The following is a 14,923-nucleotide window of genomic DNA, read 5'->3' as shown; positions in this document are numbered from 1 at the left end:
CAACGACCGAGAAGGAGACCGATGTCCCTCCCCGCCACCCTCTCCAACCGCTCCGTGGTACTGGCCCTCCAGGAGATCACCGAGGATCTGCTCCCCGACGGCGAATCCGTGGCCCGCACACTGGAGGAGGCCGAGCAGATCCTGGTCCGCCTCCTCGGCGAAGGCGCCGGCGGCGACGCCGGTCCGGTCCGGCTCCCCGCCGACGAGGGGTCGGCGCTCGCCGCCGGGCGGCGGCTGCTCGACCTGCTGGCGGCCGACGAGGACACCGCGGCCGCCGCCGCACCGGTGCTCGAAGACCCGCCGGTGGACGAGCAGTTGGCGGTGGTCGAGGTCTCCGCCGTCACCGTGGTCGTCTTCGCCCTGGTCACCTGGCTGCAGACGAAGGTCCACATCAAGGTGCACCGGCAGAGCCGCAACAACACCGTCGACTTCGAACTCACCAAGGAGGGCATGCGGCCACGCGATCTGGCCGCCCTCGCGCAGACCGCCGAGCAGGTGCTCAACGACGGCACGGGGCCCCAGTTGTAGGCCTGGTGCGGGCCTGGTGGGCCGAGAGGGGCGGGCCGCCCGCGGGGTGCGGTGGGGCCCGCGCCCGGCGTCGTCAGCGGACGTCGTCAGCCGCCGTCGCCCCGCCAGACGTTGTCGAAGGCCGCCTCGTCGATGGCGCGCCGCTGCCGTTCGAACCGCAGGTGCCGCACCGCGTCGTCGACGGCGGCGAGCACGGTCGCCACCGCGTCGTCGGCCACGCCCGGGGAGTCCTCGGTGCCCTCCTCGCGGATGCCGACGGCCGCCGCGAGGGCGGCGAGGACGGGCTCCTGCCCCGTCCAGCGGCTCACCGCCCGGCGGCGGTCGGCGGAGTCGGCCAGGCCCACCCGGCCCGCGTCGAAGGGCTTCCAGCGGCGGCGCTCCCGGGTGAGCTGCCCCTCGGTCTCCAGTGCGGCCAGATAGACCCCGTGCAGACCGCGGCCCCTGCGCCACAGCCAGTCGTCGACCGTCTCGTACGGCGCCTGCCCGACGAGCGACGACGCGGCCTGCTCCAGCAGGTCGTCGGCGAGTGCCGGCCGGTAGCCCGGCACGATGCGCTCGCCGTCCAGCGTGACGGCTCCGGCGCCGAGGAGGTCGATCACCTCGGCTCCCGCGAGCGCGAGCGACAGATCGCCGCGTTCCAGGGGGCGGCTGGACTCCACGTCCATCGCCACGATCAGCAGGTCCCGCGGTGTGGTCATGAGCGGCTCCCGTATCGGGCACTCCCGTATATCGAGCTTACGGAGCGCCGAGGGCCGCTGCATCCCGGTCAGTCGCGGCCCTCCTCCCCCAGCGCCTCGGCCAGCACCTCCGCCAGGTGGCGGCCCCGCCGGCCCGCCAGCTGGTCGAGCTGGGTGCGGCAGGAGAAGCCGTCCGCGAGGATCTCCGCCTCGGGCGGCGACTGCCGCACCGCGGGCAGGAGTTGCTCCTCGGCGCAGGCCACGGACACCTCGTAGTGGCCCTGCTCGAAGCCGAAGTTGCCGGCCAGGCCACAGCATCCACCGCTCAACTCACCGGTGAGTCCGGCCCGTTCGCGCAGCCGGCGGTCGGCCGCGTCGCCGAGGACGGCGTGCTGGTGGCAGTGGGTCTGGCCGGCGACGGGGCGGTCCAGGCGCGGGGGCCGCCAGTCGGGGGCCAACTCCTCCAGGGCCTCGGCGAAGGTGCGCACCTGGGAGGCGAGGTGGGCGGCGCGGGGGTCGTCGGCGAGCAGTTCGGGGAGGTCGGTGCGCAGGGCGGCGGCGCAGCTCGGTTCGAGGACGACCAGCGGCCGGCCGGGCCGCACCAGGGGGGCGAGGACGTCGACGGTGCGGCGCATCACCGCGCGGGCCCGGTCGAGCTGCCCGGTGGAGACATAGGTCAGGCCACAGCACAGGGGGCGGTGGCGGCGCGGGAGGCGGACGGGCCCCAGCCCGCCGGACGCGGAGCGCAGCGGCGCGGTCGGCGGGAGGAGGGGGCGCAGACCGGCCGCTTCCAGGACCCGTACCGCGGAGCGGCCGACCTGCGGGGAGAGGTGGTCGGTGAAGGTGTCGGGCCACAGCACGACCGTACGGGCGGCGCCTGCGCCCGGCTCGCCGGTGGAGCGGTGCCGGCGCCACCACCAGCGGGTGAAGGTCTCGGCGGCCAGTTCCGGGACGGGCCGCTCGGGGGCGATGCCGGCGAGGCGCTTGCCGAGCGCAGCCAGGGGCGTACGGGCGAGGACGTTGAGGGCGGGGGCCGCCGGCGCCGCGGCGTGCAGCCACTGGGGCAGCCGGCCCATGGAGTAGTGGGCGGCGGGGCGGAGCCGGCCCTCGTAGTGGTGGTGGAGGAACTCCGCCTTGTAGGTGGCCATGTCGACGCCGACCGGGCAGTCGCTGCGGCAGCCCTTGCAGGACAGGCACAGATCGAGGGCGTCGCGCACCTCCGGTGACCGCCAGCCGTCGGTGATCACTTCGCCGGCGAGCATCTCGTGCAGCAGCCGGGCCCGGCCGCGGGTGGAGTGCTGCTCGGCGCCGGTGGCGCGGAAGGACGGGCACATGACGTCCGTCGAGCCGGGCGCCGCGTGGGCGCCCCGGCATTTGGCGACGCCCACGCAGCGGCGTACGGCGGCCGAGAAGTCCCCGCCGTCGTGCGGGTAGCCGAAGGCGACCGGGACCGGGCCCTTGGGCAGGGACGCGAAGCGCAGGTTGTCGTCGAGGCGGGCGGGGCGCACGAGCATGCCGGGGTTGAGGCCGGCGGCCGGGTCCCACAGGTCCTTGAAGCGCTCGAAGAGGCCGACCAGCTCCGGGCCGTACATCTTCGGCAGCAGCTCGGCGCGGGCCTGACCGTCGCCGTGCTCCCCCGACAGCGATCCGCCGTAGGAGACGACCAACTCGCCCAGGTCGTAGGAGAACTCCCTGAAGCGGCGGATGCCGGGGGCGCTTTGCAGGTCGAAGTCGATGCGGACGTGGATGCAGCCGTCGCCGAAGTGGCCGTAGGGGGTGCCGCGCAGGCCGTGCTGGGCGAGCAGGGCGCGGAAGTCCCGCAGGTAGGGGCCGAGCCGGGCGGGCGGTACGGCGCAGTCCTCCCAGCCGGGCCAGGCCTCCGTGCCGTCGGGCAGCCGGGTCGCGGTGCCGGAGGCGTCCTCGCGGATCCGCCACAGCGCCCGCTGGCCGGCCGGGTCGGTGACCAGGGTGTGGTCGGTGGCGCCGTCCGCGGCCGCCGCCCGGCAGAGCGCCTCGGCGCGGGCGGCCGCCTCGGCGGGGCTCTCGCCGCCCATCTCGACGAACAGCCAGGCGCCGCCCTTGGGCAGCCCGGACGCGCTGCCCACGAGGTCGGCGGCCATCCCCTCGACGGTCATCGGCTTGTGCGGCAGGAGGGTGTGGGCGGCCTCGGCGGCCGCGCCCTCGTCGGGGTAGCCGAGGACGGCCAGGGCGCGGGCCGCGGGGGTCCGCACGAGCCCCACGGTCGCCTCGGTCAGCACGCCGAGGGTGCCCTCGCTGCCGGTCAGGGCGCGTGCCAGGTCGGTGCCCGCCTCCGGCAGCAGCGCGTCCAGGGCGTAGCCGGAGATACGGCGCGGGAGGTCGGGGTAGCCGGTGCGCAGCAGCGCCAACTCCCCGTCGACCAGGGCCTTGACGCCGTCCCGCAGGCGCGGCGGCAGTCCGGTGGGGGCGCCGGTGGGGTCCGTGCCGCGGCCGGCGCGCACCCGCTCGCCGCCGTAGGTCACCAGCTGCAGTTCGCGGACACTGTCGGCGGTGGTGCCCCAGGCCACCGAGTGCGACCCGCAGGAGTTGTTGCCGATCATGCCGCCGAGGGTGCAGCGGCTGTGGGTGGAGGGGTCGGGTCCGAAGGTCAGCCGGTGCGGGGCCGCGGCCGCCCGCAGATCGTCCAGCACCACGCCGGGCTGCACCACGGCCGTGCGGCTCTCGGCGTCCAGCGACACGATCCGCCGCATGTGGCGGGTGAAGTCCAGCACGACGCCGACGCCGGTCGCCTGACCGGCGATGCTGGTCCCGCCGCCGCGCGCCACCACCGGCACGCCGTGCTCCCGGCACACCCGCAGCGCCGCCGCGACATCGGCGGCGTCCCGGGGCGCGACCACCGCCCGGGGCACCCGCCGGTAGTTGGACGCGTCCATCGTCACCAGCGCCCGGTCGGCCGCGGTGGACGAGACCTCCCCTCGTACCGCGGCCGCCAACTCCTTCACCAGGTTCCGCTGCTCCGTCACGTTGCGATCAGCCATGTCCCCAGCCTGCCCACTGAAACCGGTCCATGAGGCCTTCGGCGGGGCCGTTCCTCGACGACGGGGCCGTCAGACGGCGCGGGAGGACGCCGCGGCCGCCGGTTCGCCCTGCGGCACCGCGGCCGCGTTCGGGTGGAAGCGGAAGACGTTGTGCGGGTCGTGGGCGGCCTTGAGCCCGGCCAGCCGGCGGTGCTCGTCGGCCTCGTGCGCGCTGCGCGCCACCTCCGCCGCGTCCGGCCGCCGCCCGTGGCCGCCGAAGAGGAAGTTCACGCTCCGGCCCAGCCGCCAGGGCTCGACGGCCGCGAGCGCCCCGGCGTGCAGCGCCCGTACGGCGGCCAGGGCGGCGCCGGTGTCGTCCGCGGGCAGCGGCGACAGCAGGCGCAGCGCGTAACGGGCGGTGCGGTGGCCGACGGTGCCGGCCGCGCCCGGCGCCGCCAGCGCGCCCCCCAGATGATTGAGCTGCACCACGCACATCGCCGGGGCGGCCGGCCCGGTCAGCGCGGCCACCCGGCGCAGCGCCGCCGCGTCCAGCCCGCCGAGCAGCGCGTTGTCGCCGTCGTAGGCGTGCGGATCGCTCGGGTCGCGGTGGATGGTGTGCGACTCCTCGTACGCCATCTCGCGCAGATCGTCGCCGACCCGCGGGCCGACCGCGCGCAGCGGCGCCACCAGCCGCTCGCCCTCCTCGGCGCTGCCGGTGTAGGCGATGCGGATCTGCGCGAGGTAGCGGCCGCGCAGCTCCGCCGGCAGCTGCGGCAGATCGGGGTAGGCGATCAGCGCGAGCGAGGAGGTCAGCTCGTCGGGAACGGTCTCGGTCCAGCGCAGATACGCCGCCAGCGCCTCGTCGACCCGCTCCGCGCCGAACACCAGCTTCCCGCCGTAGAGCCGCGCCACCGGCACCAGCCCGAACTCCATCGCGGTCACCACCCCCAGGCCGTGGCCGCCGCCGAGCAGCGCGGCGAACAGCTCCGGGTCGCGCTCCGCGGTCACGTGCAGCTGCCGGGCGTCGGCGGTGACCAGGTCGATCGACCGTACGTGGTCCGCGGCGAAGCCGTAGGTGCGGGCCAGCACGCCGATCCCGCCCCCGAGGGTGTAGGAGACGACGCCGACGCCCGGGGAGGAGCCGTTGAGCGGCGCGAGCCCGTGCGGGGCGGCCGCCTCGACGACCTGGCCCCAGACGACGCCCGCCGCGACGTGGGCGGTGCGGGCCGCCGCGTCGACCCGTACCTCGTTCATCCGCCGGGTGCTGATCAGCAGTCCGCCGTCGGTGGCGGCGGACAGTCCGTGCCCGGTGGCCTGGACGGCGACCGGCAGCCCCTGGGCGCGGGCGAAGCGCACCGCGGCGCGCACGTCGTCGGCGTGCGCCGCGCCGACGACGACGGCCGGCCGGTGCCGGGCGGCCAGTTGGAACCCGGACCGCTCCGCGTCGTAGCCGTCGTCGCCGGGGACGAGGACGACTCCGGTCACCTCCTTCTTCAGGGCGGTGAGGGCGGCGGGGTCGAGGGGCGGGGCGGGGTGCGCCGGTGCGAGGTCGTTGATCTCCATGCCCGTACCTTGACGCGATAAGTTGACACGCGCCGTCATATATAAATCGGTCGGTGAAGTCCGACCGCCTGCTGTCGATCCTGCTGCTCCTCCAGACCCGCGGCCGGGTGCCGGCCGGCGAGCTCGCCGAGCGGCTGGAGGTCTCCCGCCGGACCGTCTACCGCGACATCGAGTCCCTGTCGGCGGCCGGTGTGCCGGTCTACGCCGAGCGCGGCCGGCACGGCGGCATCGCGCTGCTGCCGGGTTTCCGCACCGACGTCACGGGGCTGACCACCGACGAGGCGCGCGCCTTGTTCGTCCTGGCCGCACAGGGCGCCCACAGCGCCCTCGGCCTGGACGGCGCGCTCGGCTCGGCGCTGCGCAAGGTGATGGCCGCGCTGCCCGCCCCGCACCGCCCGGCCGCGGAGCTGACCAGCCGCCGCATCCTGGTCGACCCGGACAGATGGCTGGCCCGCCCCGCCGACGCGGTCGACCTGGACGTCCTGCACACCGCCGTCTTCACCGATGTGCGGCTGCGCATCCGCTACCGCCACAGCGGCGAGACACAGCTGCGCACCTACACCGTCGATCCGTACGGGCTGGTGGCGAAGGCCGGCACCTGGTACCTCGTCGCCGACCGGCGCGGCCGCCCGCGGCTCTTCCGGGCCGACCGGGTCGACCGCGCCACGCTCACCGACGCCCCGGTGCGGCGGCGCCCCGGCGTGGAGCTCGCCGAGGTCTGGCGGCAGCTGCGGCGCCAGGTCGAGGACCGGCCCGCGGACGTACGGGTCACCGCCCGCATCCGCCGCACCCGGCTGGATCTGGCCGTACGCATCCTGGGCGGGTCGCTGACCGGGCCGCCCCGTACGGGTGACACCGAGGCGGGCGGCGAGGACTGGGCCGTGCTCGAACTGGCCTACCCGGTCCTGCCCGCCGTCCGCCAGCTGCTCCAGTTCGGCGACGACCTCGAAGTGCTCGGCCCGCCCGCCGCCCGCCGGGTGATCGCCCGGGCCGCGGCCGCCGTCGCCGGGGTGTACGACACGGACGAGGCGCCGCCGTGATGCGCCGCCCGTCCTGTCCACCGTACGATCGGCGCCCATCTCACCCGCTGGACGTGCCGCCGGAGCCCGCAGCGCGACGGATTAGGCTTCGCCCGTGGCTGATATCCAGATTCCCGCTGACATCAAGCCCGCCGACGGACGCTTCGGCGCGGGCCCCTCCAAGGTGCGTACGGAGGCGCTCGGCGCCCTGGCCGCCACCGGTAGCTCCCTCCTCGGCACGTCCCACCGCCAGGCCCCGGTCAAGAACCTGGTCGGCAAGGTGCGCGACGGCGTACGCGACCTCTTCCAGCTCCCCGAGGGCTACGAGGTCGTGCTCGGCAACGGCGGCTCCACCGCGTTCTGGGACATCGCGACGCACGGCCTGATCGAGCGCAAGTCCCAGCACCTGTCCTTCGGCGAGTTCTCCTCGAAGTTCGCCAAGGCCGCCAAGCTGGCGCCGTGGCTGGCGGAGCCCACCGTCATCTCCGCCGACCCGGGCAGCCACCCGGACCCGGAGGCCGAAGAGGGCGTGGACGTCTACGCGTTCACCCACAACGAGACCTCGACCGGCGTCGCCGCGCCCATCCGCCGCGTCGCGGGCGCCGACTCCGGCTCCCTGGTCCTGGTCGACGCCACGTCCGGCGCCGGCGGCCTGCCCGTCGACATCGCCGAGACCGACGTCTACTACTTCGCCCCGCAGAAGTCCTTCGCCGCCGACGGCGGTCTGTGGCTGGCGGTCTTCTCCCCCGCCGCCCTGGAGCGCGCCCGCGCCGTCCACGCGTCCGGCCGCCACATCCCGGAGTTCTTCTCGCTGCCCACGGCGATCGACAACTCCCTGAAGAACCAGACGTACAACACCCCGGCCCTGTCCACCCTCTTCCTGCTCAACGAGCAGCTGGAGTGGATCAACGGCCAGGGCGGCCTGGACTGGGCGGTCCGCCGCACCGCCACCTCCGCCCGCACCCTGTACGGCTGGGCCGAGGAGTCCAAGCACGCCACGCCGTTCGTCGTCGACCCGGCCAAGCGCTCGCAGGTCATCGGCACGATCGACTTCAACGACGACATCGACGCGGCGGCCGTCGCCAAGGCCCTGCGCGCCAACGGCATCGTCGACACCGAGCCCTACCGCAAGCTGGGCCGCAACCAGCTGCGCATCGCGATGTTCCCGGCGATCGACCCGTCGGACGTCGAGGCCCTGACGGCCTGCGTCGACTACGTGATCGGCGAGCTGTAACGGCCGACCCGACACCACAGCGCACCGCGGGCCCCGGCTATCACCCCCGGGCCCCGCGGTGCGTCCGCGCCCGGCCGCGCTCTCGCGAACACGCCCGAGTCCCGCCCGGAAACGCCCGAACGACAGCCCGAAGCACCCCCCGAACGGACGCACCGCGAAGTGACGAAACGGGCCGGATATGCCTGTATGGGGGCATGACCACTCCCCCCAGCCCCGGCCTGACCCCCTTCGAGCGGCAAGGGGCGATTCTGCTGACCACGTACAAGCGGGACGGGACCGGTGTCGGCACACCGGTCAACATCGCCGTCGACGGCGACCACGCCTACATCCGCACGTACGGCAGCGCCTGGAAGGCCAAGCGGATGCGGAACTTCCCCGAGGTGGAGATCTGCGCGTCCACCTGGCGGGGCAAGCCCACCGGACCCGCCGTCAGGGCACGGGCGCGGCTGCTGGATCCGCAGACCCGGGAGTACCGGCGGGCCGAGCGGTCGCTGACCCGGAAGTACCCGCTGATCCACGGGCTGCTGGTGCCGATGGCGCACCGGCTGAAGAAGGAGCGGACGCTGCACTACGAGCTGCGGCTGACGGCTGAGGCGGACGCCCGGCCGCCGCAGGCCCCCCAGGGCCCGTCCGGTGACGCGGCGTCGGACACCCCCTAGGACCGCCGCCGCAGCAGCCGCCGTACGGCCACCACCAGCGCCGTCGCCGCCGCGAGGACCAGCGCGCCCTTGACGACACCGGGCTTGAGCTCCGTGCCGGAACTCCCCTTCCCGTCAGGGCCGTCGGCGGACCCGGCGCCGTTTGCCGGGTCGTCGGGTCCGCCGGTCTCCTTCGCCGACGCCGGCAGCTGCTCGCCGCTCAGCCCGACCGGCCGGACCTCGCTGCTCGGGCCCTCGGAGCCGTACATCAGGGTGCGGCCGTCGGGCGTGAAGGACACCGACTCGCCCTGCTGCTGGATCGGTACGCCCACGCTGCCGATGTCCCGCGGCCGCCCGTCCTGCCACCGGTAGATCCGGGCGCCGAAGTAGCTCCGCATCACCAGCCGCGTACCGTCCGGCGAGAACGCGCCGTCGGTCACCCACAGATCGATCGGCGCGACCTTGCGGAAGGTGTTGGGGCCGGCGGTGGTCAGCCGCCGCGGGCCCTCGTAGAGCGCACCGCCGCCGCCCTGCTTCTTGCTGGCGATATAGACCCGGCCGGTCCTGGGGTGCACCATCAGCGCCTCGGCGTCCCGCGGCCCGTCCGCGTACACCACGTCGAACTGGGTGGCGGTGACGGTGGCGTCGCGCAGCTTCGCGGGCTCCGGGAAGCGGTAGACCCACACGTGGTTCCACGTACCGCCGAGGTTGTCGCCGATGTCGCCGACGTAGACGTCGCCGTCCGGGCCGACCGAGACCGCCTCGACGTCCCGCGGCGTGCCGATGCCGCGCAGCGTGATCCTGGCGACCGTACGGCCGGAGGAGCCGTCGACGGCGTAGACGTACGGGCCGTCGTCGCTGTCGTTGTGGGTCCAGTAGACGCCGGGGTGCGCGCGGCTGGCGGCCAGCCCGCTGGACTCGGTGATCCGGGGATCGCCGATGGTGAAGCCGTCGGGCTCGTCGGCGGCGGCCGGCCCGGCCGCCGCCACCCACAACACCCCCGCGGCACCGGCCGCGCACAGAAGCGAACGCATGGGCACAGACTGCCATCTCGGGCGGTGGTGCGCGGAGCGGGCGGTGGACCCCGGCCGGCGGGCGTGGTCAGCGTCACGTACCAGGTCGCAGGGGTTCTCGGCCATCATGGCCCGATGAGGATCATGTTCGTCGGTGACTCGATGACGATAGGGAGCACCGGCGATTTCACGTGGCGCCACCGGATGTGGCAGCACCTGAACGCGACCCACGACGGCCCGTACCGCATCGTCGGACCGCGCCACACCCTCCACGACCCCGCCGCCGACGCCGCCACCTCCCACGCGTACGGCGACCCCGCCTTCCCCCAGGAGGCCCGGCGCCATCTCGCCGGGTGGGGCGAGGGCTGGCTGCACATGGCGCCGCTGATCGGCGAGGCGATCGACCGCCATGAGGCCGACACCCTGCTGGTCTCGCTCGGCCTGATAGACCTCGGTTTCTACACCAACGCCGAGCAGACCGCCGAGAACGTACGGGAGTTCGTGGCACGGGCACGGGCGGCGGCGCCGCACGTCCGGGCCGTGCTGATGCCCGTCATCCCCAATGTGCGGGCGGCGGCGGACGCCGCGTTCGGGGCCCAGTGCGTGCGCTTCAACGAGCTGCTGGCCAAGGCCGTCGGCGATCTGTCCACGCCCGCCTCGCCGTTGCTGCTGGCCTCCGAGCCCGCCGGCTGGGACATCGCCCGCGCCACCTACGACGGCACCCACCCCTCCGCGTGGGGCGAGCACCTGCTGGCGGGGGCGTTCGCGGACGCGATGCACCAGGCGTGGGGGGTCGGCGGCCCGTACCGGCCGAAGGAGCCGCACGGGGCCGGCGCGGCGCGGTGAGCCGGGGCCGCCACGCCGCGGCCGCCCCGCGAACGTCCTTGCTTCGAGCGCACGTCAAGGCGTTGGCTGAGCCACCATGGAGTACACGCAGCTCGGACGCACCGGACTCAAGGTCAGCCGACTCGTCCTCGGGACGATGAACTTCGGACCCCAGACGGACGAGGCCGACAGCCACACCATCATGGACGCGGCGCTCGGCGCCGGCGTCAACTTCCTCGACACCGCCAACGTCTACGGCTGGGGCGCCAACAAGGGCCGCACGGAAGAGATCGTCGGCTCGTGGTTCGCCAAGGGCGGCGGCCGCCGCGACAAGACCGTGCTGGCCACCAAGGTCTACGCGAACATGGCGCCCGACGGCGACACGGTCTGGCCCAACCACGACAAGCTCTCCGCCCTCAACATCCGGCGGGCGGTGGACGCCAGCCTCAAGCGGCTGGGCACCGACTACATCGACCTCTACCAGTTCCACCACGTCGACCGGGACACCCCCTGGGACGAGATCTGGCAGGCCATCGACGTCCTCGTCCAGCAGGGCAAGATCCTCTACGCGGGCTCGTCCAACCACGCCGGCTGGCACATCGCCCGCGCCAACGAGACGGCCGCCCGACGCGGCTCGTACGGCCTGGTCAGCGAGCAGTGCCTGTACAACCTGGCGGAGCGGCGGGCCGAGATGGAGGTCATCCCGGCCGCCGAGAGCTACGGCCTGGGCGTCATCCCCTGGTCCCCGCTGCACGGCGGGCTGCTGGGCGGCGCGCTCCGCAAGGAGCGCGAGGGCGGCGCGGCCCGCTCGGTCTCCGGCCGCTCGGCCGACTCCCTGGCCGACCCCGCCCTCCGCGCCCGGATCCAGTCCTACGAGGACCTGCTCGCCAAGCACGGCCTGGAGCCCGGCGAAGTGGCGCTGGCCTGGCTCCTGGCCCGCCCGGGGGTCACCGGCCCCATCGTCGGCCCGCGCACCGCCGACCAGCTCGCCTCCGCGCTGCGCGCCGTCGAGCTGAAGCTGCCGGCCGAGCTGCTGGCGTCGCTGGACGAGATCTTCCCCGGGCCGGGGCCGTCACCGGAGGCGTTCGCCTGGTGACGAAGGGCGGCGTGCCGAAGGCCGCCGGGCCGGGCCGGGCGGCCGTCAGCGCAACGCCGCCGCCACGATCACGACGACGAGCAGCACGGCGAGCAGGCCGGACATGATCCGGTTACGGGTTTTCGGGTCCACCCCCTGAGCGTAACCGGGGTGGATCCGAACATTTCAACGACCCGGGTGCACGGACGGTCCGCGCCCACCCCCGCACCCCTCTCGGCGGCCGGGCTCCCCGGCCGCTCAGCGGCCCAGCGGCCAGGAGGCGATCTCCTCGTAGCGGGGCTGCGCGCCGGCCGGCCCGGGGACGGGCGGGTGGCTGCGCATCAGGGACAGCGCCCCGACGGTCCAGGAGGAGCCGTGGAAGTCCTTCAGGGCGGCCGCGTACGGGGCGAGGCTCAGGTGGGCGGTGCGGTTCCTGGCGAGGGTGAGGTGCGGGGTGTAGGGACGGTGCTCGTCGGTCATGGGCACGCCGGCCCGGCGGGCCGCTGCCGCCGCCGAGTCGGCGAGCCGGCCCATGGCGGGGCGGTCGCCGTCGGCCCCGGCCCACACCACGCGGTCCGAGAAGCGGCCGCCGCCGGCGATCCGCAGCTCGTACGGGTCGCGGCGGTGGGCCGCGCGGGCCAGCCGCTCGTGCAGCTCGGGCAGCAGCGCTTCGGGCACCTCGCCGTAGAAGGCGACGGTGAAGTGCCAGCCGTCCCGGCCGGTCCAGCGCAGCCGGTCGGCGGCCGGGAGTTTCTTCAACTGCGCCACCTCGACGGCCAGTTCCTCCAGGACGGGGGCGGGCGGCAGGACCGCGGCGAAGAGTCTCATGCGGTCAGTCTGGCCCACGCCGCCCGGCGGACCGGGCGTACGCGGGCCCCTGCCGCACCGGTGCGGCGGGGATCAGACCCGCCGGGGGCGGCCGAAGAGGAGGTCGTAGTCCGGGGGCAGCTGGAGCAGGACGCTGCGCATCAGGTCGTCGCCGGCGGCGTCGGCGACGACGCTGAGCACGGCGCTGACGTCCCATTTGGCGGTCTCCTCGGTGGCCCCCTCGATCCAGGCCGCGGTGGCGCGGACGAACCGCTCGGGATCCAGCGGCTCGACGGCCGGCAGCGGGTTGAGCAGGATCAGCTCGAAGGTCTCCGGCAGGCAGCCGGCCAGCTCGGCCCGCTCCGCACCCACCAGATGCGCGCCCAGCAGCGCGAGCACGACCCGTGCCGCCCGCTCCGCCTCCTGCGCCGAGGCGTACTCACCGCGCTCCTGGACCTGCGCCAGGAACGCCTCCCATCGCATGGGCACCACGGCTGTCCCCTTTCCGCGGTCCGTGCGGTACCGGGGTATCCGCGCGGACCGCTCTGTGCCGTTGGGCCCATGGTGGCCTCGCGCGGCGCGGCGCGCGCGGCGACCACGAGCACAGCGGGTGCGGCGCGGCTACGCGGCCGGTGACAGCTCCTTCTCGCCCGGTGGGGCGGGGTGCGCGGCCCGCGGCACGAAGGCGACGTGCCGGTGGCCGCGGCGGAGGTCGATCTGGAGGCGGAGGCCGCCGGTCCGGGCGAGGACCAGGCCGATCAGGGTCGCGGCGGCCAGGGAGACCACACCGCCCGCGAGGAAGCCGACACGGGCGCCGAAGGCGTCGGTGACCCAGCCGACGAGGGGGGCGCCGAGCGGGGTGCCGCCCATGAAGACCATCATGAACAGGCTCATCACCCGGCCCCGCATCAGCGGGTCGGTGGCCAGCTGGACGCTCGAATTGGCGGTGACGTTGACCGTCAGGCCGACCATGCCGATGGGCGCGAGCAGGGCCGCGAAGATCCAGAAGGAGGGCGCCAGCGCGGCGGTGATCTCCAGGACGCCGAAGAGCGCGGCGGCGCCGACCAGCAGGCGCAGCCGGGAGCCGGCGCGGCGCGCGGCGAGCAGCGCGCCGATCAGCGAGCCGGCCGCCATCAGGCCGTTGAACAGGGCGTAGGTGCCGGCGCCCTGGTGGAAGACGTGGTAGACGAACGCGGTCAGCCAGATCGGGAAGTTGAAGCCGAACGTGCCGATGAAGCCGACCAGGACGATCGGCCAGACCAGGTCGGGGCGGCCGGAGACATAGCGCAGGCCCTCGCGCAGCTGCCCCTTGCTGCGGGGGACCCGCTCGACCTTGTGGAGTTCGGCCGTCCGCATCATCAGCAGGCCGACGACCGGCGCCACGAAGGACAGGCCGTTGAGCAGGAAGGCCCAGCCGCTGCCGAACGCGGTGATCAGTACGCCGGCCACCGCGGGGCCGATCAGGCGCGCGGACTGGAAGTTGGCGGAGTTGAGGCTGACGGCGTTGCGGAGCTCGTCCTGACCGACCATCTCGGAGACGAACGCCTGCCGGGCGGGGTTGTCGACGACGGTGGCCAGGCCCAGGACGAAGGCGACCAGGTAGACGTGCCAGACCTGCACCTGGCCGCTGAGCGTGAGCGCGGCCAGGGCGAGGCCCGTCAGGCCCATGGCGGACTGGGTGAGCAGCAGCAGCTTGCGCTTGGCGAAGCGGTCGGCGATGACGCCGCCGTAGAGGCCGAACAGCAGCATCGGCAGGAACTGCAGCGCGGTGGTGATGCCGACCGCGGCGGACGAGCCGGTGAGGCTGAGCACCAGCCAGTCCTGGGCGATGCGCTGCATCCAGGTGCCGGTGTTGGACACCATCTGGCCGGTGGCGAAGAGGCGGTAGTTGCGTATGCGCAGGGAGCTGAACGTGCCCTTGCGCGGGGCGGTCACGGTCGGGTCGCGCGGGACCGTGCCGTCTTGGGGGTTCGGTGCGGGGGCGGAGTCTGCTCCGGATCCCGTACTCAAATCGGGTTCGCCTCCTTGGCGTCGTTTCTACAGCTGTGCCAGCTTCTCCAGCACGGGCGCGGCGGCCCGCACCTTCGCCCACTCGTCCTCGTCCAGTCCGGAGGCCAGCTCGGCGAGCCAGGCGTTGCGCTTGCGGCGGCTCTCCTCGAGCATCGCCTCGGCCTCTTCGGTCTGGGTGACGACCTTCTGGCGGCGGTCGTCGGGGTGCGGTTCGAGCCGGACCAGGCCCTTGGCCTCGAGCATGGCCACGATGCGGGTCATCGACGGCGGCTGCACATGCTCCTTGCGGGCCAGCTCGCCGGGCGTGGCCCGGCCGCAGCGGGCGAGGGTGCCGAGCACCGACATCTCGGTGGGGCTGAGCGACTCGTCCACCCGCTGGTGCTTGAGCCGGCGCGACAGGCGCATCACGGCGGACCGCAGCGCGTTGACCGCGGCCGCGTCATCAGGGTGCACCGCCCGGCCGTCAGGCTGGGGGTGGGGCAGTTCCGGCATGGTCTTTAGCATAACTCATTACCCTCTCTAAGTAAAGCGGTGGGCG

Annotated in this window: 14 protein-coding genes; 6 read left to right on the top strand and 8 right to left on the bottom strand. The window is 74.4% G+C overall.

Features of this window, described 5'->3' with window-relative positions; translation table 11 throughout:
- The first annotated feature begins 21 nt into the window (after positions 1 to 21).
- A complete protein-coding gene (locus ACFWZH_RS04160; protein ID WP_384425099.1) occupies positions 22 to 528 on the top strand; it encodes a hypothetical protein in 507 nt (168 codons plus the stop codon).
- A gap of 86 nt (positions 529 to 614) precedes the next feature.
- Here ACFWZH_RS04160 and ACFWZH_RS04155 read toward each other — a convergent pair whose 3' ends face one another.
- The 3 genes from ACFWZH_RS04155 to ACFWZH_RS04145 form a co-directional block, all read right to left on the bottom strand.
- Positions 615 to 1,226, bottom strand: coding sequence for a GPP34 family phosphoprotein (locus ACFWZH_RS04155; RefSeq protein ID WP_384425097.1), 612 nt, complete (start codon positions 1,224 to 1,226; stop codon positions 615 to 617).
- Between the two features lie 68 nt (positions 1,227 to 1,294).
- Positions 1,295 to 4,222, bottom strand: coding sequence for an FAD-binding and (Fe-S)-binding domain-containing protein (locus ACFWZH_RS04150; protein WP_384425095.1), 2,928 nt, complete (start codon positions 4,220 to 4,222; stop codon positions 1,295 to 1,297).
- Between the two features lie 69 nt (positions 4,223 to 4,291).
- Complete coding sequence (locus ACFWZH_RS04145; protein WP_384425093.1) at positions 4,292 to 5,764, bottom strand: FAD-binding oxidoreductase; 1,473 nt, start codon at positions 5,762 to 5,764, stop codon at positions 4,292 to 4,294.
- A 53-nt stretch (positions 5,765 to 5,817) separates the two neighbouring features.
- Between ACFWZH_RS04145 and ACFWZH_RS04140 the strand changes: the two genes are divergently transcribed.
- From ACFWZH_RS04140 to ACFWZH_RS04130, 3 genes are all read left to right on the top strand, one after another.
- Positions 5,818 to 6,804 carry a helix-turn-helix transcriptional regulator gene (locus tag ACFWZH_RS04140; RefSeq protein ID WP_384425092.1) on the top strand — a complete coding sequence of 329 codons (987 nt, stop codon included), beginning with the start codon at positions 5,818 to 5,820 and terminating at the stop codon, positions 6,802 to 6,804.
- Positions 6,805 to 6,898: 94 nt separating this feature from the next.
- Positions 6,899 to 8,017: a phosphoserine transaminase gene (gene serC / locus ACFWZH_RS04135; RefSeq protein ID WP_384425090.1), complete on the top strand. Its 1,119-nt coding sequence runs from the start codon at positions 6,899 to 6,901 to the stop codon at positions 8,015 to 8,017.
- Positions 8,018 to 8,211: 194 nt separating this feature from the next.
- The gene (locus ACFWZH_RS04130; protein ID WP_384425088.1) at positions 8,212 to 8,676 is read left to right on the top strand and encodes a PPOX class F420-dependent oxidoreductase; all 465 of its coding nucleotides are present in this window, start codon (positions 8,212 to 8,214) and stop codon (positions 8,674 to 8,676) included.
- On the opposite strand, the gene ACFWZH_RS04125 is transcribed toward ACFWZH_RS04130, so the two are convergent.
- Complete coding sequence (locus ACFWZH_RS04125) at positions 8,673 to 9,689, bottom strand: hypothetical protein (protein ID WP_384425086.1); 1,017 nt, start codon at positions 9,687 to 9,689, stop codon at positions 8,673 to 8,675. The two genes, ACFWZH_RS04130 and ACFWZH_RS04125, sit on opposite strands and share 4 nt — an antisense overlap.
- 123 nt (positions 9,690 to 9,812) lie before the next feature.
- Between ACFWZH_RS04125 and ACFWZH_RS04120 the strand changes: the two genes are divergently transcribed.
- Positions 9,813 to 10,514, top strand: a complete 702-nt coding sequence (locus ACFWZH_RS04120) for a GDSL-type esterase/lipase family protein (RefSeq protein WP_384425644.1) — start codon at positions 9,813 to 9,815, stop codon at positions 10,512 to 10,514.
- Between the two features lie 76 nt (positions 10,515 to 10,590).
- Positions 10,591 to 11,589: an aldo/keto reductase gene (locus tag ACFWZH_RS04115; protein ID WP_384425084.1), complete on the top strand. Its 999-nt coding sequence runs from the start codon at positions 10,591 to 10,593 to the stop codon at positions 11,587 to 11,589.
- A gap of 237 nt (positions 11,590 to 11,826) precedes the next feature.
- On the opposite strand, the gene thpR is transcribed toward ACFWZH_RS04115, so the two are convergent.
- The 4 genes from thpR to ACFWZH_RS04095 all read right to left on the bottom strand — a co-directional run bounded on the left by thpR (position 11,827) and on the right by ACFWZH_RS04095 (position 14,877).
- On the bottom strand, positions 11,827 to 12,396 hold the full coding sequence (gene thpR, locus ACFWZH_RS04110) for an RNA 2',3'-cyclic phosphodiesterase (RefSeq protein WP_384425082.1): 570 nt from the start codon (positions 12,394 to 12,396) through the stop codon (positions 11,827 to 11,829).
- 72 nt (positions 12,397 to 12,468) lie between these two features.
- Positions 12,469 to 12,858: a DUF2267 domain-containing protein gene (locus ACFWZH_RS04105; RefSeq protein WP_384425641.1), complete on the bottom strand. Its 390-nt coding sequence runs from the start codon at positions 12,856 to 12,858 to the stop codon at positions 12,469 to 12,471.
- A 138-nt stretch (positions 12,859 to 12,996) separates the two neighbouring features.
- Positions 12,997 to 14,385 carry an MFS transporter gene (locus ACFWZH_RS04100; protein WP_384425080.1) on the bottom strand — a complete coding sequence of 463 codons (1,389 nt, stop codon included), beginning with the start codon at positions 14,383 to 14,385 and terminating at the stop codon, positions 12,997 to 12,999.
- A gap of 27 nt (positions 14,386 to 14,412) precedes the next feature.
- Positions 14,413 to 14,877, bottom strand: coding sequence for a MarR family winged helix-turn-helix transcriptional regulator (locus ACFWZH_RS04095; protein WP_384425078.1), 465 nt, complete (start codon positions 14,875 to 14,877; stop codon positions 14,413 to 14,415).
- Positions 14,878 to 14,923: the final 46 nt, after the last annotated feature.

The sequence above is a fragment of the Streptomyces sp. NPDC059008 genome (assembly GCF_042749045.1).
Classification (GTDB): domain Bacteria; phylum Actinomycetota; class Actinomycetes; order Streptomycetales; family Streptomycetaceae; genus Streptomyces.
This window is presented reverse-complemented; position numbering and strand designations above follow the sequence as displayed.